The sequence below is a fragment of the Burkholderia sp. Bp9140 genome (genome assembly GCF_003853425.1).
Classification (GTDB): Bacteria; Pseudomonadota; Gammaproteobacteria; order Burkholderiales; family Burkholderiaceae; genus Burkholderia.
On the sequence record NZ_QTPQ01000002.1, the window covers coordinates 92,659 to 118,040 of the forward strand.

At 63.5% G+C, this 25,382-nt stretch carries 16 protein-coding genes and 1 tRNA gene; 3 read left to right on the forward strand and 14 right to left on the reverse strand.

Translation table 11 applies throughout. The features are described 5' to 3' along the window. Positions 1-190: 190 nt before the first annotated feature. The 8 genes from DIE21_RS02045 to DIE21_RS02080 form a co-directional block, all read right to left on the reverse strand. Entirely contained in the window at positions 191-6,790 is a 6,600-nt protein-coding gene (locus DIE21_RS02045) for a DUF3320 domain-containing protein (protein ID WP_124495547.1), read from the reverse strand. A 397-nt stretch (positions 6,791-7,187) separates the two neighbouring features. Next, positions 7,188-7,538, reverse strand: coding sequence for a hypothetical protein (locus tag DIE21_RS37055; protein ID WP_185640518.1), 351 nt, complete (start codon positions 7,536-7,538; stop codon positions 7,188-7,190). Positions 7,539-7,857: 319 nt separating this feature from the next. Further along, positions 7,858-7,936: transfer RNA gene (locus DIE21_RS02055), tRNA-Ile, on the reverse strand. Positions 7,937-8,074: 138 nt separating this feature from the next. Beyond that, entirely contained in the window at positions 8,075-10,492 is a 2,418-nt protein-coding gene (rpoD, locus tag DIE21_RS02060) for an RNA polymerase sigma factor RpoD (RefSeq protein WP_124495548.1), read from the reverse strand. 88 nt (positions 10,493-10,580) lie between these two features. Beyond that, positions 10,581-12,443, reverse strand: a complete 1,863-nt coding sequence (dnaG, locus tag DIE21_RS02065) for a DNA primase (protein WP_124495550.1) — start codon at positions 12,441-12,443, stop codon at positions 10,581-10,583. Between the two features lie 72 nt (positions 12,444-12,515). After that, the gene (locus DIE21_RS02070) at positions 12,516-12,962 is read right to left on the reverse strand and encodes a GatB/YqeY domain-containing protein (protein WP_124495552.1); all 447 of its coding nucleotides are present in this window, start codon (positions 12,960-12,962) and stop codon (positions 12,516-12,518) included. A 185-nt stretch (positions 12,963-13,147) separates the two neighbouring features. Further along, on the reverse strand, positions 13,148-13,360 hold the full coding sequence (gene rpsU, locus DIE21_RS02075) for a 30S ribosomal protein S21 (RefSeq protein ID WP_006479415.1): 213 nt from the start codon (positions 13,358-13,360) through the stop codon (positions 13,148-13,150). 105 nt (positions 13,361-13,465) lie between these two features. Beyond that, the gene (locus DIE21_RS02080; RefSeq protein ID WP_260426591.1) at positions 13,466-14,695 is read right to left on the reverse strand and encodes an NAD(P)/FAD-dependent oxidoreductase; all 1,230 of its coding nucleotides are present in this window, start codon (positions 14,693-14,695) and stop codon (positions 13,466-13,468) included. Between the two features lie 122 nt (positions 14,696-14,817). Between DIE21_RS02080 and tsaD the strand changes: the two genes are divergently transcribed. Then, positions 14,818-15,858 carry a tRNA (adenosine(37)-N6)-threonylcarbamoyltransferase complex transferase subunit TsaD gene (gene tsaD / locus DIE21_RS02085; protein ID WP_124495556.1) on the forward strand — a complete coding sequence of 347 codons (1,041 nt, stop codon included), beginning with the start codon at positions 14,818-14,820 and terminating at the stop codon, positions 15,856-15,858. 109 nt (positions 15,859-15,967) lie between these two features. Here the strand turns inward: tsaD and folE2 are convergent, their stop codons facing one another. The 4 genes from folE2 to DIE21_RS02105 form a co-directional block, all read right to left on the reverse strand. Next, the gene (gene folE2 / locus DIE21_RS02090; RefSeq protein ID WP_124495558.1) at positions 15,968-16,777 is read right to left on the reverse strand and encodes a GTP cyclohydrolase FolE2; all 810 of its coding nucleotides are present in this window, start codon (positions 16,775-16,777) and stop codon (positions 15,968-15,970) included. 154 nt (positions 16,778-16,931) lie between these two features. Then, the gene (gene dxs, locus DIE21_RS02095; protein WP_124495560.1) at positions 16,932-18,836 is read right to left on the reverse strand and encodes a 1-deoxy-D-xylulose-5-phosphate synthase; all 1,905 of its coding nucleotides are present in this window, start codon (positions 18,834-18,836) and stop codon (positions 16,932-16,934) included. Positions 18,837-18,916: 80 nt separating this feature from the next. Continuing rightward, complete coding sequence (locus DIE21_RS02100; protein ID WP_124495562.1) at positions 18,917-19,801, reverse strand: polyprenyl synthetase family protein; 885 nt, start codon at positions 19,799-19,801, stop codon at positions 18,917-18,919. Further along, positions 19,798-20,091, reverse strand: a complete 294-nt coding sequence (locus DIE21_RS02105; protein WP_040139363.1) for an exodeoxyribonuclease VII small subunit — start codon at positions 20,089-20,091, stop codon at positions 19,798-19,800. The genes DIE21_RS02100 and DIE21_RS02105 overlap by 4 nt, the downstream gene beginning before the upstream one ends. Positions 20,092-20,362: 271 nt before the next feature. Here DIE21_RS02105 and DIE21_RS02110 point away from each other — a divergent pair, with 271 nt between their 5' ends. Both DIE21_RS02110 and DIE21_RS02115 read left to right on the forward strand, forming a co-directional pair. Next, positions 20,363-21,469, forward strand: a complete 1,107-nt coding sequence (locus DIE21_RS02110) for an aromatic ring-hydroxylating dioxygenase subunit alpha (RefSeq protein ID WP_124495564.1) — start codon at positions 20,363-20,365, stop codon at positions 21,467-21,469. A gap of 115 nt (positions 21,470-21,584) precedes the next feature. Further along, entirely contained in the window at positions 21,585-22,454 is an 870-nt protein-coding gene (locus tag DIE21_RS02115) for a sulfurtransferase (RefSeq protein ID WP_124495566.1), read from the forward strand. A 52-nt stretch (positions 22,455-22,506) separates the two neighbouring features. Here DIE21_RS02115 and DIE21_RS02120 read toward each other — a convergent pair whose 3' ends face one another. Further along, complete coding sequence (locus DIE21_RS02120; RefSeq protein ID WP_124495568.1) at positions 22,507-23,382, reverse strand: dienelactone hydrolase family protein; 876 nt, start codon at positions 23,380-23,382, stop codon at positions 22,507-22,509. 399 nt (positions 23,383-23,781) lie between these two features. Next, positions 23,782-25,116, reverse strand: coding sequence for an NAD(P)/FAD-dependent oxidoreductase (locus DIE21_RS02125; protein ID WP_124495570.1), 1,335 nt, complete (start codon positions 25,114-25,116; stop codon positions 23,782-23,784). Between the last annotated feature and the right edge of the window lie 266 nt (positions 25,117-25,382).

The window sequence follows — 25,382 nt, forward strand, 5'->3', positions numbered from 1 at the left end:
CCAGACTCTCGCCAGGCGAGCCTTACTCACTGCCGAGACCTTGCTCAGACCAATCGCGTACCGTCGCGATAACACCCGACTCGTTACCATGGCCGACCAGCAGCATTTCTATAGCAAGCGCCTTGAGGTCGCCTAGCGAGATTCGTCAACAGAGCGTGCGGTGCTATCGGCGGCCCGTCTGAACTCCACGTTATTCACATCGCCATGCTTGCTCCAAACGCTCCCTGCTCGCGCCGCGCAGCCGAAGAAGGCCCAGCTCTCGACTCATGGCGTTGAGCCCTGACTCTTCGTCATGTCCCTCGGCTTGCAGTTTCGTCGCAAGCATTCTCAGTTCTGAGATTGAAACCTCATCTACCGGTCGTGTAGCTCCGGGCAGCGGACTTCTGAACGCTAAAGATGCCTTATTACCGACAGTCTTAGGCCAGATAAACAGGCCAACATCTTCAGTCTCTGCATCGAAGTGCTTCGACGCGAGGTCGATCACGCGATTCAGAATGCGAGAGCCGGTTCGGGACCATCCATGCGCGCGAGCAATACGTCTTGCCAGAACCTCGTCGCGCACGGGTCCCTCGACGTTGACGACTGCTGTAATCATCGCGAGCAGACGCTCGTCGTAAGAGTGAGCGAAGAACAGCTCCGGGTCACGCTCGTGGTCGGAAATCGTCAAGTCAACTTCAACGAATATCGCCTCCTCGCGCTCAACGGATATCGGCGTTGACGCGGCGCGAGCGTACATGACCAGCGCTTCATCTTCGGAGACTGCAGCCTTCGATACCAGCTTCGGCGCAACATCTTCTACTGCATCTGCGTTGCTGAATCCGCTACCTGAACCCGATTTTGCGGCGGCGAGGACCTCTTCCGCGATTGCTGCAGCGCTCTGCATCTCCGCTGCCTCCGCTTCTCGTCTGACGGCAAGCAAAGCTCGCAGTTGACTATCCACCTTCTCGAGGGTTCCCGGCATGTCAACCCACCAGTCTGTTGACCAGATTCGGACGATTTCCCAACCAAGTCCTCTCAGAACCTGCTCGCGCAGCTTATCGCGGTCACGAGCCGTCGCTGAGCGATGGTAGGTCGCGCCATCACATTCAACGCCTGCCAGATAGCGGCCAGGAGCATCGGGGTCCACCACGCCAAGGTCGATACGGAACGCCGATACGCCCACCTGAGGATGAACCGTCCAGCCCCTCTCCGCCAGTGCCACGCACACTGCCTTCTCAAACGGGCTATCGAAGTCGCCAATGCTGCCGGCAACGGCTTCACCCAAAGCGCGAGCTCCTCGCTCGGCAAACTCGAGGAAGTGCTTCAAGTCTCGAACACCCAGCGCCTGCGTTCGGGACAGGTCCATCTTCTCCGGCTTGAAGCTGCCAAACACACGCAGTTCCTGGCGGGCACGCGTGATAGCAACATTGAGGCGCCGCTCCCCACCTTGCTGGTTCATCGGACCGAAGTTCATCGGCATCGTGCCATCAATGCCAGGGCCATAAGTAATCGAGAAGTACATAATGTCCCGCTCGTCACCTTGAACGCTTTCCAAATTCTTGACGAACACCGGCTCAAGCGCTGACTCGGCAAAGTGCGGCTCGATTGACGGGTCCTTGCGACGCTCCTCGTCAAGGAGGTCTTCAATCAGGCGCTGCTGCTCGGTGTTGAACGTGACGACACCGACCGTCATCCTACTGTCGATGAATCCCGGGGACTTCAATCTGCCGACCAAGTCGGCCACAAGCGCCTTCGCCTCTGGTTTGTTGGTACGGGCTCCACCGCGCTCGTACTGGCCGTCGGTCACGAGATTGAAGCTGACAGCCCTGTCGTTGGTGACGGGACTCGGGAATGTAACCAGGTCGCCGCTGTAGTACCGGTAGTTCGAGAAGGCAATAAGGCTCTCGTGCCGGCTGCGGTAGTGCCACGACAGTTTCATCGTCGGCAGGTTCGCTCCGATACATTCCTCCAGAATGCTCTCGAGTTCCGCCTCGACATCCGTATCGTCGACGTCGGATTCCGCACGGTCGAAGAAGCTGGTCGGCGGGAGCTGCTTCGGGTCACCGACCATGATGACTTGCCGCGCCCGCGCCATTGCACCAATCGCATCCCAGACCGGAATCTGAGAAGCTTCGTCGAAGACCACGACATCAAAGTCAGAGGTTTCGGCCGGTAGATACTGGGCAATCGACAGCGGGCTCATGAGCAGACAAGGGGTCAATCTAAGAATTGCACCAGAAGCCTTCGACATAAGTTCGCGCAACGGAAGATGTCGGGTCTTCTTCTGCATCTCATAACGCAGGAGCCCCCACTCGGAGCCCAGTGCGACCCTCGCCGGCGAAGGAAGACCGGACGAAAGTTGCGCTCTGACCCAGGCCCGAGTCAGAGCGACGAACTGCTCATCAAGCTCGCGGAAATCCTGGATGCGTTTTTCGTGCTCGGCGGACACAAAGTTACGCAGAACCTCGTCGCCATCCACGACCGCATTCAACCACCAGCGGCAGTAGTTAGTCTCAAAGACCGCCTTCACCTGCCCACGCTGAATATTGCCGTCTTCGATACCTGAAACCAATGGGGCCAATCCCACCGAAAGCGCATGCTGACGGACTTTCCGCCAGGCGCACCAGAGTTTCAGCCGGTTAGCATTCTGCACCACCTGCCTAGCGCGTTCCGCTACTTGTCCGGGGAGAAGCGAATGAAGAGTCGCGTGTTCCGAAGATACCAGCCCGCCGGCCGTAGCAAATTGAGCGACAACTTCATTAAACGACTGCAGCGCTTCGGCATAGGTGCACCCCGTACCAGCAACAATGCCTGACGGTTCAAGCAGAATATTGCCGTCGCCAAGCAGAAGGGCGACCGGGGCTTTGACCGCTGCAAGCAGTTCAGGTGTATTCGCGAGGTTAGCCAGTGCGGCCGAGAGAGACTCGAAAAACTTGAGGGCCGGCTCAATGCCATCAATCTTGGTTTGCAGACCGCTCCACAGACCGGACGTCTTGCCTGGCAGGTCTGCGAACTCCTGAATTCGGGCATGCAACGAAACCAACTCGCGCATGTTTCGTATGTCGGTGGCCGCGGTTGGGCCGGCGCGTCCAGACTCGATTACCGTATATCCGTCATCCACCCAGTGGGTTTCTGCTCGTGCAGCAGAGAGCGCTCCTTGAAAAGGCACGTATGCCTTCGCGACTACAACATCAGTTTTGTAACCGGCCCAGACATTGCCCGTCTCGATTTCCAGATGAGCGAGACTCGCAATAACCTGCTCGATTTTCCGCAGCTCACGCATCCGCTGCAGGTCATCTTGAGCAGCATCGCCACATTGCCCTCGGCTGACTGGGTCAAGGCCCACGTCGTCCCAGTTCGAGCGTTCACGAGCACGCTCGAGGGCCGTCTGGAATGACAGGAGTGCACAAACTACATCAAGGTCGGTTTTGAGCCCCGTCCATACGCTCGAAGTGAGCGAGAACAGGTCACTGTATTCCTTGATTTCGTTATCGATGGCGTCAATTCGCGCAAGACACTCGATATCACCGTCGATGTTCGGTTCGCCACCGTTTCCACCTGCAAGCTCCCTGAGCTTCTTCGTCAAGGACCGTTTGCGCATCATGCTCATCGGCCAGTTCGAGTCCTTGAGCTCACGCAGGTCAGACTGCAACTCGGCAATTGTCCTTGTCTGGATGCCTTCCTTGTATGGAATCGAAAGCTGGCCGAGAACGTCAAGCCGGGTGCGCAGCAGTTCGATACCTTTGGCGAGGCGAGCGCGCAGTGTTTCGCTCCAAGGCACGGAAAGAGCTGCATGCAATTCCGAATCGCGTTGCAAATGGCTAATACCGAGTCGCAGATCCTCGAGTGTCTGATTCGAGCAAGGCGTCGACAGCGTGCCAAGCAGTTCCCGGTACCGCTGCAACAATGGTGTTGCCTGGCGCAATCCATCCGCAATAGCCTTTGCATCCGGACGTAGCGCGAAACGCCAGTCGTAACCAGACGCGGACGGCAGGACCGCGGCGAGCATCCGCAGACCATCGCGTACTCGGGGGTCCAACGGCAGGTCCGGCAGCCCTATAGCCTGACGCAGGTCAGCCGCTGCTTTCTCGAAGCGCACCGCAACGTCTGGTACCGCACGGGCAGCGTCGTCCAGCGCGGCCGCCCAGAGAGGCGACCACTCGGTCTGAGCCACATGCGCCAGCGGGGTTGACGTCAACTTCTCTTCACCGAATGCCTTGGCATTGACATCGAGCAGTTCGACGGTTTCGCGAAGGCCCCGCATCGCTTCCATGTCATGCGCCTGGGTAGACGACCATGTCAGCCGGAACGCTGGCAGGTCATGACCGCCGACGACTCGACCGATTGCCTCATAGACGCTCAGGCCATTCGAATACCGACGATGGAGTCGTTCAACATATCCATTTAGCTGGGACCTCAGCGCTTCAAGTCGGGCCGCTTCGGCGTGCCACTGCTCAGGCGCGAGGGCAGCGGACGCATCCCATGATGTTTTCAACTGTTCGAGAACATCAGTCTTCCGCGCCTTGCTGGAGTGGAGCTCGAGACAGAAATTTCCAAGGCCAACGTCCGCGAGGCGCCGGTAGACGACATCCAGAGCGGCCATCTTCTCGGAAACGAAAAGAACGCGCTTACGCTCGGCGAGGCACTGAGCAACGAGATTTGCGATCGTCTGGCTCTTCCCAGTACCCGGCGGGCCAATCAGAACAAAATCCTTGCCCTTGCTGCCTGCAACCACTGCAGAAAGCTGCGACGAGTCTGCTGGCAACGGGCAGAACGTGTCCTTCACAGGAAGCTCAACATCCAGTCGCCGGACATCAGGGAACCCCACCGTACTCTGATACGAATCGCGCGGAGTATCAATGAGGTGACGGACCACCGCGTTCTGTTTGAGCTGCTCAGTACGTTCGGTGAGGTCTCGCCACATAAGGTATTTGGCGAACGAGAAAGAGGCCAGAACGACTTCTTCCACGACCTCCCAGCCCTTGATGTCCTTGATGGCATGAGACACTGTTTTCCAGATTCCGGCGACATCGAGGCCTGAATCATCCTTGGGCAGTTCGACGTCGTTCACACCGAGTTCGAGCTCGAAGTCCTGACGCAACATTTCAATGAGCGTCGGATTGAATCGGGCCTCCTCATCGTACAGCTTCAGACTGAAACCAGAGCGCGCACTGCGACGCTCGAGGGTGACAGGTACGAGGATGAGAGGTGCGCGATATTTCTTGTCTTCTTTGTCGTCGCGCGTCCACGATAGGAAGCCGAGCGCGAGGTACAGTGTATTCGAACCTCCCTCCTGCAAGGTGGTCCGGGAATTCCGGAACAGTTCAGTCAGGCGCGAATCCATCTCGTCCTGCGGTAACCCGATAAACACTTCCTTGCGCGTCAACGCGTCGAGAGCGTGCTGGCGGCGAATGTGTTCGCGCTCGCGCGCCTCATGGATAGCCTGGCTGCGTGGGTCCGAACCGTCCATGAGGTCCGGACGGGTCAGCAGCTTTAGCGCATGTCCCTCCGCCAGAACATCCTCAAGCAGTCCTGGCTCAGGCGCGTCGAGCTTCAGGGACTTCTTTCCCGACTTGAAGCTCAGCAGATTGTTCCTGAGTGACAGGTCGAGGAGCCTTCGCTGCCAGCGTGTGAGACGGTCCTCCGGCCGCTCCTGCCCGTCGTCTGAATGCGCGTCTTCGAGCTCCTCCAAAAACTCAGGGGCATCCTCCCACCGCGGAGTTAGGTCCTCGGTCACCTCGGTGCCAGCTGTGTCACGAACTACAGCGTGTTCGCTAGCAAGCGGTTTGATGCGCTGCATCCGTGCGCGTCGAATATCAATTGCCAGCTCGAACTTCGGCTCTTCGTCTTCAGAGATGTGTTCCTCACCTTTGGCCGTAGTGAAACTGAAAGTCGGCAGAGGCCTCTGTGCAAGGAGGGTCGACTCGAACAGGACCATCTCTTTGAGCTTCACCCGCTTCCGCAGAGCGGTGATGTCGTCGATGACAGTGGTCGAGAACTCTTCGGGCTTCAGCCAGACGCCGGGAAAAGCATGCCCCTGCTGGAAGACGAGAACTGGATTCAGGCCCGCCTGCTCCAGTGCGGCGCAGACGAACAAAGCCAGGTCGAGACAGGTAGCGAGCCCAGATTCCGCAATCTGGCTGGGCCCGCGCACCTTCTGGCCTTCCCGCTCGAAGCTCGCGGGAGGCACGGCATAGTCGAGTCCCATCGCACCAATTGCATTCCAGATAGCAGAAGCGAGTTCCCATGCGCGCTTTGCACCTTCCTGGTAGCCATTGATGCTGCCGGGCTTCCCTGCTTTGCGTAGCACCTCCGCAGCCTGCTTGAGCACACGTTCGACTGCCTGCTCGTTCGGCTGAACGAAGGCCGCAATCATGTCCGGCAACGACGACAGACCGCCCCACTGATTCCTTGGAAGAAGCTCGACTGTCTGCTCGGAAACTGCGACCTCGGCTGACTCGCGGTTTGGCGCAGTGAGTGTGAGTGTGACCACCGACTTTTCCGACTCAGTCAGGCGGCCGAGCAGCGGACCGTCGAGAGACAAATCAAGGTCCGTGATACGCAGGGTCTGCCCTGCCGCCAGATGGTCTAGGTGCCACGTCTTGGGCTTGAGGAATGGTGGGTCAGAAATCGCAGTGAGCTTCAGGTCCCGGAATGCGTCTTCCGTTTCGTTAACTATGGAAAGCTCCCGAACCACGGGCACCGCGTTCTGGAAGTCCGCCAGATTGACCCGTCCAGCGACGGCCGCCTGAATCTGAACGCAATAAGGCATTGCCGATTCATCCGTCGGCTCAACAACCCCGGTATTCATCAATGGTCTCCAACGACAACTAGCCATTCGTCTAGATGTGCTGCCACGAATGCTCGCTTCCCCCGGAAACATCCGTGCCAACCGTACTTTCTAATCCCCGTTCAAGCGGTCCAGAAGCTTCCGCTTGGCGAACCCACCCGCGCGTCGAACAACAAACATGCTTCAGATGCGAACAGCAGTGGGGAAATTAGGATACCAGCGGCAAGATGCATTTCAAGGACAATAAATGTCACCAGAATGCTGAAAGCAATAAAATCGACGCTGAGCTTATCCGATGACTGCGTGGAGCGGTGTTGGTCCAGCCGTTATCTTGCTTCATCGCTAACCTAGTCCCTGACCTTGTCCGTGTTTCTCCGAAGCAGGCAATTATTACTAGGGATATGTGACTATTGACCCATCACAATGTACAACGGTCGCCAATCTTGTGCGCGCAATGGAATTCATCCCCGAGCTTGAAAAACACACCGCCATCTAGGTTACAAAACGTTGCAGCATCAACTTGAGGCGAGGGTTTCTTGATTTCACTGCATTCGTTCAGCAAACTGCCATCAATCATCAACGTCGCGGAGGCGGCGCGCAGACTCGACGTCGATACTAGGCGCTGTACCAGAATGCGAATAAGGAAGCGCGCGTCCTCGCCAAACGCTGGAGGCAATATATTCAGCGCCGGAAAGAACAGGGCATGGTCGATGCTCGCACCATCATCGATGGCGGCATGCCGGGACATCATCGCCGACGGCAACTCCATCAACCTGCGGGGGGCTTAATGCTCGCGTAGCCGAGGAGGTCTTGGCAGCATCCGCGGCGTCATAGACGTGCGCTAGGTGGTCAAGGAAGCGCCCGGCGCGAGCTAGCCGACGCGCGCCCCTTCACAGCGAAAAAGCCGGCCTGCGCGCCGGCTTTTTCACGCCCATTCGCGGCTGTACACCGCGAACAAAGCTTTCCACGCTACCACCCGCTCCCGATAGAGCGCAATGCGTCCCATCGGGGAATCAAGCATAACGTGTCCAACTGGACACTTTATGCTTAACGGCACAGACTTCCTCGAATGACCGTGGAAGAGAATCTGGTGGGCCCCCCGGGAGTCGAACCCGGCACCAACGAATTATGAGTTCGCTGCTCTAACCAAGCATGAGCTAGGGGCCCAGACGAGAAGCAAAGCGTGCTACACGCCGCTCCGGCAACGAAGCCGGGCCGGCATTGTAACAACAAAGACGACGAAGAGGACAAACGCCACCGGCATCACGTGGATACCGGCGGCGTTCGCAAGTGAGACGCTGGAAATCAGTTCCCTTCGAGGAACGACTTCAGCTTGTCGGAACGGCTCGGGTGACGCAACTTGCGCAGCGCCTTGGCCTCGATCTGACGGATCCGCTCGCGGGTGACGTCGAACTGCTTGCCGACTTCCTCGAGCGTGTGATCGGTGCTCATCTCGATGCCGAAGCGCATCCGCAGCACCTTCGCCTCACGCGGCGTCAGCGAATCGAGCACGTCCTTCACGACGTCGCGCATGCTTGCGTGCAGCGCGGCATCCGCCGGCGCGACCGTGTTGTTGTCCTCGATGAAGTCGCCGAGATGGGAATCGTCGTCGTCACCGATCGGCGTTTCCATCGAGATCGGCTCCTTCGCGATCTTCATGATCTTGCGGATCTTGTCTTCCGGCATCTCCATCTTCTCGGCGAGCGTTGCCGGATCCGGCTCGAGACCGGTTTCCTGCAGGATCTGCCGCGAGATGCGGTTCATCTTGTTGATCGTTTCGATCATGTGAACCGGAATACGGATCGTGCGCGCCTGGTCCGCGATCGAACGCGTGATGGCCTGACGAATCCACCACGTCGCATAGGTCGAGAACTTGTAGCCGCGACGGTATTCGAACTTGTCCACCGCCTTCATCAGGCCGATGTTGCCTTCCTGGATCAGGTCGAGGAACTGCAGGCCGCGGTTCGTGTACTTCTTCGCGATCGAGATCACGAGACGCAGGTTCGCCTCGGTCATTTCACGCTTCGCCTGACGCGCCTTCAGTTCGCCGGCCGCCATCTGGCGGTTGGTTTCCTTCAGGTCCTTCAGCGGCAGCACGACGCGCGCCTGCAGGTCGATCAGACGCTGCTGCTGTTCGCGGATCGCCGGAACGTTACGCGACAGGACCGCGCTGTACGCATGGCCTTCGGCCGTGATCTTCTCGGCCCAGTCGAGATCCGTCTCGCTGCCCGGGAAGCGCGCGATGAATTCCGAACGCGGCATGCCGCACTTGTCGACGACGATGTGCAGGATCTGACGCTCGACCTGACGCACTTCATCCACTTGCGCACGCAGCGTATCGCACAGACGCTCGACGGTACGCGCGGTGAAGCGGATCGTCATCAGCTCGGTCTGGATCGTTTCTTGCGCCTTCAGGTAGGACTTCGACTTGTAGCCTTCCTTCTCGAACGCGCGGCGCATCTTGTCGAACCACTCGCTGATCTGCGAGAACTTGTCGAGCGATGCACGCTTGAGGGCTTCGAGCTGGGCGGCGTTGGCCGACGCCTGCGCGGCACCGTCATCTTCCTCCTCTTCCTCTTCTTCCTCTTCCTCTTCGGCTTCCTCGTCCTCGTTCTCGATCGCTTCCGCTTCCTTCGCGGAGAAACCGTCCGTGTCGGCGGAGTCCGAAGCATTCGGATCGAGCAGGCCGTCGACGAGCTCGTCGACGCGGATCTCTTCGTTCGCGACGCGCTCGGCCATCGCGAGGATGTCGGCGATCGTCGTCGGGCACGCGGAAATTGCCATCACCATGTGGCGCAGGCCGTCCTCGATCCGCTTCGCGATCTCGATTTCGCCTTCGCGCGTGAGCAGCTCGACCGTGCCCATCTCGCGCATGTACATCCGGACCGGATCGGTCGTGCGACCGAATTCCGAATCGACGGTCGACAGCGCGACTTCAGCTTCCTCTTCGACTTCATCGTCCGACGACGCGGCCGGCGCGTTGTCGTTCAGGAGCAGCGTTTCCGCGTCCGGCGCCTGCTCGTAAACCGCCACGCCCATGTCGTTGAACGTGCCGATGATGCCTTCGAGGGCTTCGGTCTCGGTGAAGTTGTCCGGCAGGTGGTCGTTGATTTCGGCATACGTGAGGAAGCCGCGCTCCTTGCCGAGCTTGATCAGCGCGCGCAGCTTCACGCGGCGCTCCTCGAGCTCCTCGGCCGTGCCGGGCGTGCTCGTCGCGAACGCTTCCTTCAGTAGCGCCTTTTCCTTGGCGCGACGATCGCGCACCTTGGATTTGCCCGGGGCAGCCGCGGCTGCGGGCTGTCCGTCGCTCTGATTTGCGTCGTCATCGACGGATACTTCGTTCAGCTTTTTGGTCATGGAGTTCGCCGTACCGGCTATATCGACTCGCGGCTGCTGGACGACAGCCGGTTGAACCGTGGGTGCATGAGTAGTACGTACTGCCGTTTCGTCCGCGGCGGCAGTCGTGTCCCTTGCGCTTTTCGCACTTGCCCGCTTCGCCGCCGGCTTGGCCGGCCCGGAGTCGGGTCTGGCGGCAGCCCGTGTTCTGGCTGCCGACGCCGGCGCAGCCTGAGCAGTGCCGGCCGCGGTTTTTTTTCCTGCAGGGGCTGACGTGACTGAAGACGTTGTCCTGGCGAAAGAAGCAGACTTGGCCGCTGTGACCTTGGTGGTCGGCTCCGTCGAGCCCTTGCCTGTTGCTTTCTTTCCGCCTGTCGTCTTTGCCATCGCGAATCTCGCCTCCGCTTAGAAAACAAACCGCTGGAAACCTTATATTATAGCACGCTGGGAAGCCCTCTCCTGGCGCCCCGGCCGCCTACAGCCCGAGCCGACGCTTCATGTCGGTTCGCTGCTGGTTCAATTCCGTCAATTCAGCCAATTCCTCGGGTGTGAAGGTGGATTGCCGCGCCAGCCGATCGAGCCGGTCGCAGCAAGCGTCATAGCGCATCTTGAGCACCGCCGCCTGCAGTTCTTCCCCGGCGATCCGTTCCTGTTCACGCTGCCGCTCGGGCACCGTCTCGTCTTCCGGATTCTGTAACAGCAAGTCACGGACGTTTTCATCATAGTCCAGAATTTCGCGGAAGATTTCCTCGTAAGTCGCCCCGTTCGAGGACGTCCGCAGGACGTCCGACAGCAGCCGGAACTCCGCGCTGTCGCCCAGCGCGCGCGCATGCTCGACGACTTCGGCGAACAGCTCGCCGATGCGCGGCAGCGCGCGCAGGGTCGCAAGCTGTTCGTCATCGAGCTGCGACGCGATCCGCGGATGCATCACGAGCGTACGCAACGCCCGCTTTTCGCTGTCCGTCACGCGCCGCCGCTCGCTGCGCGCGGGCGCCTGGCGCGCCGGCGCGGCGATGCGCGTGTCGACGTCCGACAGCCCCGCGACTTCCTCGAACGGGATATCGAGGCGGTCGGCGAACATGTGCATGATCTGCGCGCGCAACGCGTTCGCCGGCAGCGCCTGCAGCAGCGGCTTCGCGTCGAACAACGCCTTCGCGCGGCCTTCCGGCTGATCGAGCGCCTTGCCGGCAATTGCTTCGTTCAACAGAAATTGCGACAGCGGCATCGCGCGTTCGACCTGCCCGGAGAACGCGTCCGCGCCGAATTCGCGTACGTAGCTGTCCGGATCATGTTCGGACGGCAGGAAAAGGAATCGGATCGTCCGGTTGTCCGCCGCATGCGGCAGGCACGCCTCGAGCGCGCGGCGCGCCGCACGCCGGCCGGCCGAGTCGCCGTCGAAGCTGAAAATGACCGTGTCGGTCTGGCGCAGCAGCTTCTGCACGTGGATCGGCGTGCATGCCGTGCCGAGCGTCGCGACCGCGTTCGGGAAGCCGAGCTGCGCGAGCGCGACGACGTCCATGTAGCCTTCGACGACCAGCACGTACTTGCGCTCGCGAATCGCGAGGCGCGCCTCGAACAGCCCGTACAGTTCGCTGCCCTTGTTGAACAGCGGCGTTTCGGGCGAATTCAGATACTTCGGCTCGCCACTGCCGAGCACGCGGCCGCCGAACCCGATCACCTGCCCCTTCACGTTGCGGATCGGGAACATGATCCGCTCGCGGAACCGGTCGTAGCGTCGCGCGACGCCTTGCGCGTCGGTTTTCTCGCTGACGATCACGAGCCCCGATTCGACGAGCGAGTCGTCGCGGTAGTCCGGGAACGCGGCTTCGAGGTTCTGCCAGCCATCCGGCGCATAGCCGAGGCCGAAGCGCGCGGCGATCTCGCCGGTCAGGCCCCGGTTCTTCAGGTACTGGATCGCGACGGTCGCACCGCGCAATTGCTTGCGGTAGTAGTCGCACGCAGCCGACATCACGTCGGACAGCGCGGTCGCGACCGATTTCGACACGGGCGCCGGATAGTCGCCGCCGCCCCCGCCGCGCATCGACGGCTCGTGCGGCACGGTCAGCCCGACCGACTGCGCCAGTTCCTGCACGGCTTCCGGGAACGTGAGCCCCGCGTGCTCCATCAGGAAGCCGATCGCCGTGCCGTGCGCGCCGCAGCCGAAGCAGTGATAGAACTGCTTGGTCGGGCTGACGGTAAACGACGGGCTCTTCTCGTTATGGAACGGGCACAACCCCATGAAGTTGGCGCCGCCCTTCTTGAGCTGCACGTACCGGCCCACCACGTCGACGATATCGACGCGGTTCAGCAAATCCTGCAGGAACGAATGCGGAATCACCGTGGGATCGAGCGAAAAAAAGACGATACGACGCCCCGGCGCACGCGCATGCGACGCGCCGGGAAGCGGGTTTTACTTCGACAGCGCGGCCTTGACCTGCGCGGAAACGGCGGTCATGTCGGCACGGCCCGCGAGCTTGCCCTTCAGCACGCCCATCACCTTGCCCATGTCCTGCGGGCCGGCCGCGCCCGTCGCCGCGACCGCGGCCTGGACTTCGGCGGCCACTTCGGCGTCCGACAGTTGCGTGGGCATGTAGGCGCCCAGCACGGTCAGCTCGGCCTGCTCCTTCGCGACGAGATCGTCGCGGCCGGCGGCCTGGAACTGGCTGATCGAGTCCTTGCGCTGCTTGATCATCTTGTCGATCACGGCGGTGATGCCCGCGTCGTCGAGGGTCACCCGATCGTCGATCTCGCGCTGCTTGATCGCGGCCAGCAGCAGGCGAATCGTCGCCAGACGCTCGCTTTCCTTCGCGCGCATCGCGGCCTTCATGTCTTCGCTGATCTGCTCTTTCAAACTCATCTTGCACCCGGGATGGAAACGTGACTTCGACGCCCGCGCACGGACGTCAACACAAAAACCCGCTTGGGACTATGTCTCAAGCGGGTTGCTCGAATCCGGCATCGGCGACTCGCGGCCCCAGATCGAGGCCGATCGTGCGGAGTTCGCCGGTGCGCCGCTCAGTGAACCGCGCGGCGCTCAATCGTTCAGTACAGCTTCTTCGGCAGCGTCTGGCTGCGAATCCGCTTGTAATGACGCTTCACTGCAGCAGCCTTCTTGCGCTTGCGCTCGGCGGTCGGCTTCTCGTAAAACTCCCGCGCACGAAGCTCGGTCAGCAGACCGTTCTTCTCGATCGTGCGCTTGAAGCGACGCATGGCGACTTCGAACGGCTCGTTTTCTTTAACGCGAATGATCGTCATGATCCGACACGAATAAAGGTTTGCAGGGAAGATTTACGAGTATAGCAGAGCGTCGTACAAAGACCTAAGGGCCGGGTCCCTTCAACGCGGGCCCGCATGGCCGTGTCAGGCGCCGCGCGCGAACTCCGCCGCCGCCTGCCCGGCCGCCGTGCCTGACGCCCACGCCCACTGGAAGTTGTAGCCGCCGAGCCAGCCCGTCACGTCCACCGCCTCGCCGATGAAGAACAACCCCGGCACCCGCGCACTCATCATCGTCGCCGACGACAGTTCGCGCGTATCGACACCGCCCTTCGTCACCTCGGCCTTCTTGTAGCCCTCGGTGCCGTTCGGCGTCAGCGTCCAGCCGGACAGCGCGTCGCCGATCTGGCGCAGCGTCCTGTCGGGCAGGTCCGCAAGCCGCGCGTCGGCCGCGACGCGATGCGTGTCGAGCCAGACGTGCGCGAGGCGCGACGGCACCCAGTCCGCGAGCAGCGAGCCGATCTGGCGCTTCGACGTGTGCTTCGCGTCGAGCAGGTCGGCCACCGCATCGCGCTGAGGCAGCAGGTCGATGCGGATCGGGTCGCCGGACTGCCAGTAACTGGAGATCTGCAGGATGCCGGGGCCGGACAGGCCGCGATGGGTCAGCAGCAGGTCCTCGACGAATTCGCCGCCGCGCTTCTTGTCGCCGGTCGACACGCGCACTTCGAGCGACACGCCGGACAGCGCCGCGAACGGCGCCCAGTCCTGTTGCGCGAACGTGAGCGGCACGAGCGCGGGCCGCGTATCGACGAGCTTGTGACCGAACTGCTTCGCGAGCCGGTAGCCGAAGTCGGTCGCGCCGATCTTCGGGATCGACAGGCCGCCCGTCGCGACAATCAAGGCGCGCGCGCGGATCGGCCCCGCCTGCTGCGTGTCGAGCGTGAAGCCGTCGGCCGGCGCGTGGCGCACGGCGTCGACGGCCACCGGCCGGCGCCAGGCGATGCCGCCCGCGTCGCATTCGTGCTTCAGCGCGTCGATGATCGCGTCGCTGCCGTGATCGCAGAAGAGCTGCCCCTTGTGCTTTTCGTGCCAGGTGACGTGATGACGCTTGAGCAGGACGAGGAAGTCGCGCGGCGTGTAGCGCGCAAGCGCCGAGCGGGCGAAATGCGGGTTCGACGACAGGTAGTTGTCGGGGCCCGCGTGGAGATTCGTGAAGTTGCAGCGGCCGCCGCCCGAGATGCGGATTTTCTCGGCGAGCCGCGGCGCGTGGTCGATCAGCACCACGCGGCGACCGAGTTGCCCGGCGACCGCGGCGCTCATCATCCCGGCGGCGCCCGCGCCGATCACGGCGATGTCATAAGTTTCCATGGCGCGGATTGTACCTGCCCGGCCTCGGGCCCGGGCCGCCCGCGGCGGCGACCGGCCCCCGCCTGCTATAATTTCCGGTTACGTTGACCTTCCTGCGGCGCGCTCGATACAGCGCGCCCCACCCCTTACCCATGCTCGTTCTCGGCATCGAAAGCTCCTGCGACGAAACCGGCCTCGCGCTCTACGACACGCAGCGCGGCCTGCTCGCGCACGCGCTCCATTCGCAGATCGCGATGCACCGCGAATACGGCGGCGTCGTGCCCGAGCTCGCGTCGCGCGACCACATCCGCCGCGCGCTGCCGCTGCTCGAGGAAGTGATGGCGCAAAGCGGCACGCACCGCGACGACATCGACGCGATCGCGTTCACGCAAGGTCCCGGCCTCGCCGGCGCGCTGCTGGTCGGCGCGAGCATCGCGAATGCGCTGGCGCTGGCGTGGAACAAGCCGACCGTCGGCATCCATCACCTCGAAGGCCACCTGCTGTCGCCGCTGCTCGTCGACGCGCCGCCGCCGTTCCCGTTCATCGCGCTGCTGGTGTCGGGCGGCCATACGCAACTGATGCGTGTGACCGACGTGGGCGTATACGAGACGCTCGGCGAGACGCTCGACGACGCGGCCGGCGAAGCGTTCGACAAGACGGCGAAGCTGATCGGCCTCGGCTATCCAGGCGGTCCGGAAGTGTCGAAGCTCGCGGAAACGGGCACGCCGGGCGCGGTCGTGCTGCCGCGCCCGATGCTGCATTCGGGCGATCTCGACTTCAGCTTCAGCGGCCTGAAAACTGCGGTGCTCACGCAGATGAAGAAATTCGAGGCGGCGAAGCTGGAAGGCGAAGCGCTCGAGCGCGCGAAGGCCGATCTCGCGCGCGGCTTCGTCGACGCGGCCGTCGACGTGCTCGTCGCGAAGTCGCTCGCCGCGCTCAAGAAGACGAAGCTCAAGCGCCTCGTGGTCGCGGGCGGCGTCGGCGCGAACCGCCAGTTGCGCGCGGCGCTGTCGGCTGCCGCGGCCCAGCGCGGCTTCGACGTGCACTATCCCGATCTCGCGCTCTGCACCGACAACGGCGCAATGATCGCGCTCGCCGGCGCATTGCGGCTCGGCCGCTGGCCCGAGCAGGCGAATGCGGATTACGCGTTCACGGTGAAACCGCGCTGGGATCTCGCGTCGCTCGCACGCTGAGCCGCGCGCCGCGCCGGAACGCGCATCGGCAGACACCGGAAAACAACAAGGCCGCTCGATCGAGCGGCCTTGTTTCGTTGCAGCGGCAAAACGACGCGGCGACGCGGCGTTACGCAGCGTGTCGCTTGTCGCGCTCGATCAGTGCATACGCGCTGTGATTGTGGATCGACTCGAAGTTCTCGGCTTCGAGCACGTAGGCCACCACGCGCTCGTCCGCATCGAGACGCTGCGCGACGTCGCGCACCAGATCCTCGACGAACTTCGGGTTTTCGTACGCGCGCTCCGTGACGAACTTCTCGTCCGGACGCTTCAGCAAGCCCCACAGCTCGCACGATGCCTCTTCTTCCGCGATGCGGATCAGCGCCTCGACCGGCAGGTCGGCCGCGAGCTCGGCGTCGATCGTCACGTGCGAGCGCTGGTTGTGCGCGCCGTACTGCGAGATCTTCTTCGAGCACGGGCACAGGCTCGTCACCGGCACGAGCACCTTCAGGAACAGGCGCGCCTCGCCGTTGCGGCTTTCGCCGGCGAGCGTCACTTCATAGTCGAGCAGGCTCTGCACGCCCGACACCGGCGCCGTCTTGTTCACGAAGTACGGGAACGTGACCTCGATGCGGCCGGCCTCGGCTTCCAGCTTCTCGAGCATCGACGCGAGCATCGCGCGGAAGCGCTCGACCGTCAGCGGCGCACGATTCTCCTCGAGCAGCGCGACGAAGCGCGACATGTGCGTGCCCTTCTGATCGGCGGGCAGGCGCACGTCGAGGTTCCAGACGCCGACGGTCGGCTGCACGTCGCCGCTTTCGGTACGCACCGTCAACGGATGCCGGACCGCCTTCACGCCCACGCGCTGAATCGGAATCTGGCGGGTATCCACCGTGCTCTGCACGTCGGGCATCACGAAGGCGGGATTCATCTGGTTCATCTTGTTCAATCCTTGTAAGCCGCGCGTTCGACGACGCGCACGCCGCGTCACGCGGCAGCCGGAAAAGCAACATGGGCCCGCAGGCCCATGTTTTCCGCATCAATGTAGACCGGTTGCGCCAGTCGCACCGACGCCGCGCGCAGGCGGCGCCAGCTTATGCGACGCGCTTCGCCTGGCCGGCGACATCGGCCGCCGCGCTCAGGAAGCGTTCACGAATCGATTTCGCGATGCCCGCGCCGTCGAGGCCGCATTGCGACAGCAGCTTCGCGGGATCACCGTGATCGATGAACTGGTCAGGGAGACCCAATTGTATTACGGGTCGGATAACCCCACTCTCCATCAGGGCTTCGACGCACGCCGAACCCGCACCGCCCATCATGCAGCCTTCCTCGACCGTGACGAGGTAGTCGTGCGTCTCGGCGAGCTCACGCACGAGCGCCGCATCGACCGGCTTCACGAAGCGCATGTTCGCGACCGTGGCGTCGAGTTCCTCCGCCGCCACGAGCGACGGCGCGACCATCGTGCCGAACGCGAGGATCGCGACGCGCTTGCCTTCCGGCTGCGACGTACGGCGGCGCACTTCGCCCTTGCCAAGCGGGATCTCGGTGAATTCCTTCACCGTCGCCACGCCCGTGCCCGCGCCGCGCGGGTAACGCACCGCGGTCGGGTTCGGCTGCTGAAGCGCCGTGTGCAGCATCTGGCGGCACTCGTTCTCGTCGGACGCGGCCATGATCGTCATGTTCGGGATGCAGCGCATGAACGCGAGATCGTACGCGCCCGCGTGCGTCGCGCCGTCGGCGCCGACGAGGCCCGCGCGGTCGATCGCGAACACGACCGGCAGGTTCTGCAGCGCGACGTCGTGGATCAGCTGGTCGTATGCACGCTGCAGGAACGTCGAATAGATCGCGACGACGGGCTTCAGCCCTTCGGTCGCAAGGCCGCCCGCGAACGTCACCGCGTGCTGCTCGGCGATGCCGACATCGTAGTAGCGATCCTTGAAGCGCTTCTCGAACTCGACCATGCCCGAGCCTTCGCGCATCGCGGGCGTGATGCCGACGACGCGCGTATCGCGCTCGGCTTCATCGCACAGCCATTCGCCGAACACCTGCGTGTACGTCTTCTTCGCGGGCGTGGCCGACGGCTTGATGCCTTCTGCCGGGTTGAACTTGCCGGGGCCGTGATAGAGCACGGGATCGGCTTCGGCGAGCTTGTAGCCCTGGCCTTTCTTCGTCACCACGTGCAGGAATTGCGGACCGCGCAGTTCGCGGATGTTCTGCAGCGTCGGGATCAGCGAATCGAGATCGTGACCGTCGATCGGGCCGATGTAGTTGAAGCCGAACTCCTCGAACAGCGTGGCCGGCACGACCATGCCCTTCGCGTGCTCCTCGAGCTTGCGCGCGAGTTCGAGCACCGGCGGCGCCACGCTCAGCACACGCTCGACGCCCGCACGCGCGGCCGCATAGAAGCGGCCCGACATCAGGCGGGCGAGATGGCGGTTCAGCGCGCCGACCGGCGGCGAAATCGACATGTCGTTGTCGTTGAGGATCACGAGCAGCTTCGCATCCTCCGACACGCCTGCATTGTTCATCGCCTCGAACGCCATGCCGGCCGTCATCGCGCCGTCGCCGATCACCGCGATCGAGAAGCGGTCGTCGCCGTTCAGCTGGCTGCCGATCGCCATGCCGAGCGCCGCCGAGATCGACGTGCTCGAGTGCGCGGTGCCGAACGTGTCGTATTGGGACTCGCTGCGGCGCGGGAAACCCGAAATGCCGTCGTACTGGCGCAGCGAATGCATCTGGTCGCGGCGGCCCGTCAGGATCTTGTGCGGGTAGGTCTGGTGACCCACGTCCCAGACGATCCGGTCGTTCGGCGTGTTGAACACGTAGTGCAACGCGATCGTCAGCTCGACCGTCCCGAGGTTGGACGACAGATGGCCGCCCGTCTTCGACACGCTGTCGAGCACGAACGCGCGCAGTTCATCCGCGAGCGGGTGGAGTTGGCGACGATCGAGGCGGCGCAGATCCGCCGGGTCGTCGATGGTTTTCAGCAAGTCGTACATCGTCGTTCCATTGTAGGAAATCAAACGCGCCCGCATTCTATTGCACGCACCGTAGCGTGTGCGCAGCGGCGGGCTTCGCGTCAGCTGACCCGGTTCACCACCAGGTCGGCAAGTTCGGCGAGACGCTGTGCGCGTGCGCCGAACGGTTTCAGCGCATCATGCGCTTCGGCGCGCAACTGCGCCGCGAGCTCGCGCGATGCATCGAGGCCGAGGATCGATACGTAGGTCGGCTTGTCGTTCGCCGCATCCTTGCCGGCCGTCTTGCCGAGCGTCGCCGAATCGGTCGTGACGTCGAGGATGTCGTCGACGACCTGGAAGGCCAGACCCACGGCCCCCGCGTAGACGTCGAGCGCGGCCAACGCTTCCGCCGACGGCGTGTCGCCGGCCAGCGCGCCCATCCGCACGGCCGCGCGCAACAGCGCGCCCGTCTTCATCCGGTGCATCGTCTCGAGCTGCTCGCGCGTCAGCTTGAGGCCGACGCTCGCCAGGTCGATCGCCTGCCCGCCGGCCATGCCGATCGAGCCGCTCGCCAGCGCCAGCTCGCGCACGAGCGCGGCCTGCTGCACCGGCGACAGCGCCGCGGCATCGGTCAGCGCGACGAAGGCCTGCGACTGCAGCGCGTCGCCGACCAGCAGCGCCGTCGGCTCGTCGTACTGCACGTGCACGGTCGGCTTGCCGCGTCGCAGCGCGTCGTCGTCCATGCACGGCATGTCGTCATGCACGAGCGAGTAGACGTGGATCATCTCCAGCGCCGCTGCCGCCGCGTTGCGCGCCGCTTCGGTCGCGCCGGTCAGTTCGCCTGCTGCATGGCACAGCAGCGGGCGAACGCGTTTGCCGCCGCCGAGGACCGCGTAGCGCATCGCTTCGTGGAGTTGCGTGGGCACCACGTTTTCAGCCGGCAAATAGCGGCCGAGTGCGTCCTCGACGCGGTCGAGCACGGACCGCATCCATTGTTCGAATGTCATAGATCGTCGTCTTCGCCGTCCGTGGCGGCCGTTCCGGACGAAAGCGGCTTCAGCGTCGCGCCGTCGAGCACGCGAACCTGCTGTTCCACTTTCTCGAGCTGCTGTTGGCAAAACGCAACGAGGGTCGCCCCGCGGCGATACGCAGCGAGCGAATCCTCGAGGCTCAACGCGCCGCCTTCCATCCGGGCAACCAGCGTCTCGAGTTCCGCGAGCGCCGTTTCGTAATTGTCCGGCAACGGTTCGGTGCCATTGCCGGGCGGGGTGGCGCCTGGGGATGCGGTTTTCGCCATGGACGAGGGTGTCAAATTTCAAAACAAGTCGGACATTCTACGGCAAAAGAGAATTCTCCGATCTGCCGACTTGGGCACCCGGGCACGCACTCGGGCCCCTTCTTCGACACACATTGTGCGCCACCCGATCGCCGCCCGACAAAAAATTGACACAAATCAGGCACTTAATCCTAGCCTTGCCGGGCGAACCGGGTATAATTCCGCGTTTCCCTAAATCGATTTTTCGATGGTTGGGTTGTTCACTGCTTTCACGCTAACACCGGGAGTGGGAATGTCCAATCTGAGCGATGCGCTTCAGTTGAAGTCGGCTCACAGCCAGCTTCCAGTCACTGCATATTTCGATGAGGCGCTACTCGAGCGCGAGATCGAAACCCTCTTCAAGAAAGGACCTCGCTACATCGGGCACGAGTTGATGGTGCCCGAGGCGGGAGACTATTTCGCGCTGCCGTCCGAGCAGGAAGGCCGCGTGCTGGTCCGCAACCCGGCGAACGAGATCGAACTGCTGTCGAACGTGTGCCGCCACCGGCAGGCGATCATGCTCAACGGGCGCGGGCATGCGCAGAACATCGTGTGCCCGCTGCACCGCTGGACGTACGACCTGGAAGGCCAGCTGCTCGGCGCGCCGCACTTCCCCGACAAGCCGTGCCTGAACCTCGGCAAGAGCCCGCTGCAGCACTGGCAGGGGCTGCTGTTCGAGGCCGAAGGCCGCAACGTCGCGCGCGATCTCGCGAACCTCGGCACGAAGCATCACTTCGACTTCTCCGAGTACCAGTTCGATCACGTCGAAGTGCACGAGTGCGATTACAACTGGAAGACGTTCATCGAGGTCTACCTCGAGGATTACCACGTCGTCCCGTTCCACCCGGGCCTCGGCAGCTTCGTGTCGTGCGACGATCTCAAGTGGGAGTTCGGCGACTGGTACAGCGTGCAGACGGTCGGCGTGCACAACGCCCTCGCGAAACCGGGCAGCGCGACCTACCAGAAGTGGCACGAGCAGGTGCTCAAGTTCCGCAACGGCGTGCCGCCGGAGTTCGGCGCGATCTGGATGGTCTACTACCCGGGCCTGATGATCGAGTGGTATCCGCACGTGCTCGTCGTGTCGTGGCTGATTCCGCGCGGCCCGCAGAAAACGACCAACATCGTCGAGTTCTATTACCCCGAGGAAATCGCCCTGTTCGAGCGCGAGTTCGTCGAGGCCGAGCGCGCCGCCTATATGGAGACGGCCGTCGAGGATGACGAAATCGCGATGCGGATGGACGCCGGCCGCCGTGCACTGATGGCGCGCGGCGAATCGCAGGTCGGCCCGTACCAGAGCCCGATGGAAGACGGCATGCAGCACTTCCACGAGTTCCTGCGCCGCCACCTCGGCGATCTCTGACCCTGCGCGGCGCTCGGGCGCCGCACGGCATTCGGCATATGAAAAGACGGGTTTCGGCCCGTCTTTTTTTGTTTAGACTTGGAGTATCAGGCCGTTTGCACTCCAGGGAGCCGTCATGCCACATACCCACTACACCACGCTCATCTCCGCAGCCAATCTCGCCGAGCGCCTGGCCGCGGCGCCGGGCAGCGTTGCCGTATTCGACTGCCGCTTCGATCTCGTCGATCCGGCCGCAGGCCAGGCCGCCTATGCGGCCGGGCACATCCCGGGCGCGCAGTACCTTCATCTCGATCGCGACCTGTCCGGCCGCAAGACCGGCACCAACGGCCGTCATCCGCTGCCGACCCGCGACGCGCTCGCGACGCTGATCGCCAGCCGCGGCGTCAAGCAGGGCCAGCAGGTCGTGGCCTATGACGCACATGGCGGCGCCTATGCGGCGCGCCTGTGGTGGCTGCTGCGCTGGCTCGGGCACGATTCCGTCGCGGTACTCGACGGCGGCCTGCAGGCATGGGAAGCGGCCGGCCAGCCGCTGGCCACCGACGTGCCGCACCCTGCCGCCGGCGACTTCCGTGCGGCAGCCCCGCTCGAATCGACGGTCGACGCGGCGGCCGTGCTCGCGAACGTGACGTCGGCCAAGCGCGTCGTGATCGACGCGCGCGCGCCGGATCGCTACCGCGGCGAAAACGAAACGATCGATCGTGTCGGCGGCCACATTCCCGGCGCACGCAACCGGTTCTTCAAGGACAACCTGGCCGCCGACGGCCGCTTCAAGACGGGCCACGAGCTGCGCGAAACGTTCAGCACGCTGCTGGCCGGCACCGAGCCGAACAGCGTGATCCTGCAATGCGGATCCGGCGTGACCGCATGCCACAATGCGCTCGCACTCGAGATCGCGGGGCTGCATGGCGCGTCGCTGTATCCGGGCTCATGGAGCGAATGGAGCGCCGATCCGTCGCGGCCGATCGCGACCGGCCCGACGCCGTAAGCACCGGCACGGCGCCAGGACGAAGCGGCGGCATTTGCCGCCGCTTCGGCGTTTACATCACGCCGTACTTGTGGAACCACTCGATCGCGCGCTTCCAGCCGTCCTCGGCATCGCCCTTCACGTAACTCGGCCGGTAATCGGCGAAGAACGCGTGACCCGCATCCGGGTACACGACGATCTCCGACTGGCGCGCGAGCGTCGAATCGCTCGCCTGGATCGCCTTGCGCATGTCCGCGAGCGCCGCCTGCGTGATGTTCGTGTCCTTCTCGCCATAAAGGCCGAGCACCGGGACCTTCAGCGATGACGCATGATCGACCGGATTGAACGGTGTCATCTCGTCGGTCTTGCCCTCGACGAATCCGTACCACGCGACAGCCGCAAGCACGTGCGGATTGTGCTCCGCATACAGCCAGGCCTGCCGGCCGCCCCAGCAGAACCCCGTCACGCCGAGACGCGACGGATCGCCGCCGTTCTTGCCGGCCCACGCGACGGCCGCGTCGAGATCCTCGGTGACCTGGCGGTCGGGCACCTTGCTGACGATGTGCTCGTCAAGCTCCTTGATCGTCGAATACTTCGACGCATTGCCCTGCCGCGCGAACAGGTCGGGGGCGATCGCCAGATAGCCGAGCTTCGCGAAGCGGCGGCAGACATCGGCGATATGCGCATGCACGCCGAAGGTCTCGTGGATCACGATGACGACCGGCAGGTTCGTCTTGTTAGCCGGCTGCGCGCGATACGCGGGGATGCTCGCGTCGCCCGAGCGGATCTCGATGGTGTCGACGTCCAGCCCGGCGCTGTCGGTCGTGACCGTCTGCGCCGACACGGGCAGCACGGCCGCCGCGAAGGTGCCGCCCAGCGCGGCCTGCATGAACTTGCGGCGCGAGAACGGAACGTGGGGAACCAGGCTGTCGATTTCGGGTTTCAACATGAATGCACTCCTCGATTGGGCGCCGCCGTCATGGCCACGGATTCGACCTGACGGCGCGGATGTCGCGGCGGTTGACACCACGCCGCAAGCGGAAACCCGGACAAGATGCCCAATAATCCGTTGTCGCGTCAACTGTCGGATGTGTAAGACTCGGTTACGACGGTGTAATCCGGCGGCATCGATCGTGGTGTCGATGGCCGTCGACCGGCCCTCCAGTCCATGTGCGGCATGCACGCAGCGAGTGTCGCCGCGCGATCGGACGCTTTCGGATTGAAACGAAAAGACGTGCGGCGCACGGGTCTGGCACGCGCCTGCGCGGTCATCCGGCGCCCGAAAAGACAACGGGCAGGAAACGCGCTCGCTGCGCATCCCCTGCCCGCCTGGTGCACGAACGCCCGCTCAGTGCAGCTTGACGCGCGGCAGCGTCGTGCGGCGCAGCCAGTGCGCGACCGTATCGAGCATCATGCGCGGATAGCCGTGCAGCGCCGCGATATGCAGCCGGTACAGCGACATGTACATGAACCGTGCGAACAACCCCTCGATCAGCATGTTGCCGCCGATCAGCCCACCCATCAGGTTGCCGACCGCACTGAAATGACCGAGCGACACGAGCGAACCGAAATCGCGATACGTGAACTCGGGCAGCGCTCGCCCGTCGAGCCGGCATCCGATCGCCTTCAGCAGGAAGCTCGCCTGCTGGTGCGCGGCCTGCGCGCGCGGCGGCACGTTGCGTTCGTTGCCGGGCCATGCGCATGCCGCGCAGTCGCCGAGCGCGAAGACATTGTCGTCGGTGAAGGTCTGCAGTGTGCGGCGCACGTCGAGCTGGCCAAGCTTGTTGACCTGCAGGCCGTCGAGATGCGACAGCACGGACGGCGCCTTGATGCCGGCCGCCCAGACCGTGAGATCCGCGCGCACCGCCTTGCCGCTCGCGGTGTGCACGACGCCCGGCGCGACCTCGGTCACGCGCTCGGCAAGCATCAATCGCACGCCGAGCTTTTCGAGCAGCTCGGCCGTTGCGGTCGACACGCGCTCCTGCAGCGCCGGGAGAATCCGCGGCCCCGATTCGATCAGCACGATGCCGACGTCGTGTCGCGGGTCGAGCTTGTGCAGCCCGTACACGGACAGCACCTGCGCGGTATTGCGCAGCTCGGCGGACAACTCGACGCCCGTTGCCCCGCCGCCGACGATCACGACCTGGATGCGCGGCTCGGCCGCCGCGCCCGGCGCGGGTTGCGCCGGCGCCTGATGCTCGGCGCGCATGCACGCGGCGATCAAGCGCTTGCGGAAGCGCTCGGCCTCGCCGACCGTATCGAGCGCAATCGCATTTTCGGCGGCGCCTTGCACGCCGAAGAAGTGCGTCGTGCTGCCGATCGCGATCACCAGCGTGTCGTATTCCAGGTCGCGCGCGGGCAGCAGTTCCGCGCCGTCGCTGTCGTTGACGGGCGACAGCGTGATGCGCTTCGCGGCGCGATCGAGCGTGGTCAGTTCGCCCTGCTGAAACTCGAAACCATGCCAGCGCGCCTGCGCTGCATATTCGAGTTCCTGCGTGAACGGGTCCATGCTGCCGGCCGCGACCTCGTGCAGCAATGGCTTCCAGATGTGAGTCGGATTGCGGTCGACGAGCGTGACGAGCGCACGCGCGGGACGATTGCCGCGCGCGCCGTAACGGTCGCCGAGCCGCGTCGCCAGTTCCAGGCCGCCCGCGCCTCCACCTACGATGATGATCCGATGCATCCGATTCCCCCTTTGCGATTCGAAACTGCTGCCGCCGGACGATGCGGGTGCGATGTGGTCGCGCCGTCCGTTGGATTAACCGGTTCGGACATCGTCGATGTGCAGTTCGAAACACTTCGATGCGTCCGATCCCGGAATGCGGGGCGCGCCGCCCCCGCGACAATCGCCCGACTGACCTGCATTGTCCGGGAGCTTGCGCGTTGACGACAAGCAAACCATCTCGATATTCAGCATCCCTGCAACAATATGCCGCGGGAAGCGGGAAT

What these genes read in the sequence shown, in the direction of transcription:
- DIE21_RS02100 (WP_124495562.1), bottom strand. Translation starts at nt 19,801, where the DNA reads ATGACATTCGAACAATGGATGCGGTCCGTGCTCGACCGCGTCGAGGAC.
- DIE21_RS02125 (WP_124495570.1), bottom strand. Translation starts at nt 25,116, where the DNA reads ATGCATCGGATCATCATCGTAGGTGGAGGCGCGGGCGGCCTGGAACTG.
- DIE21_RS37055 (WP_185640518.1), bottom strand. Translation starts at nt 7,538, where the DNA reads ATGGAGTTGCCGTCGGCGATGATGTCCCGGCATGCCGCCATCGATGAT.
- folE2 (WP_124495558.1), bottom strand. Translation starts at nt 16,777, where the DNA reads ATGAACCAGATGAATCCCGCCTTCGTGATGCCCGACGTGCAGAGCACG.
- DIE21_RS02110 (WP_124495564.1), top strand. Translation starts at nt 20,363, where the DNA reads ATGTCCAATCTGAGCGATGCGCTTCAGTTGAAGTCGGCTCACAGCCAG.
- tsaD (WP_124495556.1), top strand. Translation starts at nt 14,818, where the DNA reads ATGCTCGTTCTCGGCATCGAAAGCTCCTGCGACGAAACCGGCCTCGCG.
- DIE21_RS02105 (WP_040139363.1), bottom strand. Translation starts at nt 20,091, where the DNA reads ATGGCGAAAACCGCATCCCCAGGCGCCACCCCGCCCGGCAATGGCACC.
- rpoD (WP_124495548.1), bottom strand. Translation starts at nt 10,492, where the DNA reads ATGGCAAAGACGACAGGCGGAAAGAAAGCAACAGGCAAGGGCTCGACG.
- DIE21_RS02120 (WP_124495568.1), bottom strand. Translation starts at nt 23,382, where the DNA reads ATGTTGAAACCCGAAATCGACAGCCTGGTTCCCCACGTTCCGTTCTCG.
- DIE21_RS02045 (WP_124495547.1), bottom strand. Translation starts at nt 6,790, where the DNA reads ATGAATACCGGGGTTGTTGAGCCGACGGATGAATCGGCAATGCCTTAT.
- DIE21_RS02115 (WP_124495566.1), top strand. Translation starts at nt 21,585, where the DNA reads ATGCCACATACCCACTACACCACGCTCATCTCCGCAGCCAATCTCGCC.
- rpsU (WP_006479415.1), bottom strand. Translation starts at nt 13,360, where the DNA reads ATGACGATCATTCGCGTTAAAGAAAACGAGCCGTTCGAAGTCGCCATG.
- DIE21_RS02070 (WP_124495552.1), bottom strand. Translation starts at nt 12,962, where the DNA reads ATGAGTTTGAAAGAGCAGATCAGCGAAGACATGAAGGCCGCGATGCGC.
- dxs (WP_124495560.1), bottom strand. Translation starts at nt 18,836, where the DNA reads ATGTACGACTTGCTGAAAACCATCGACGACCCGGCGGATCTGCGCCGC.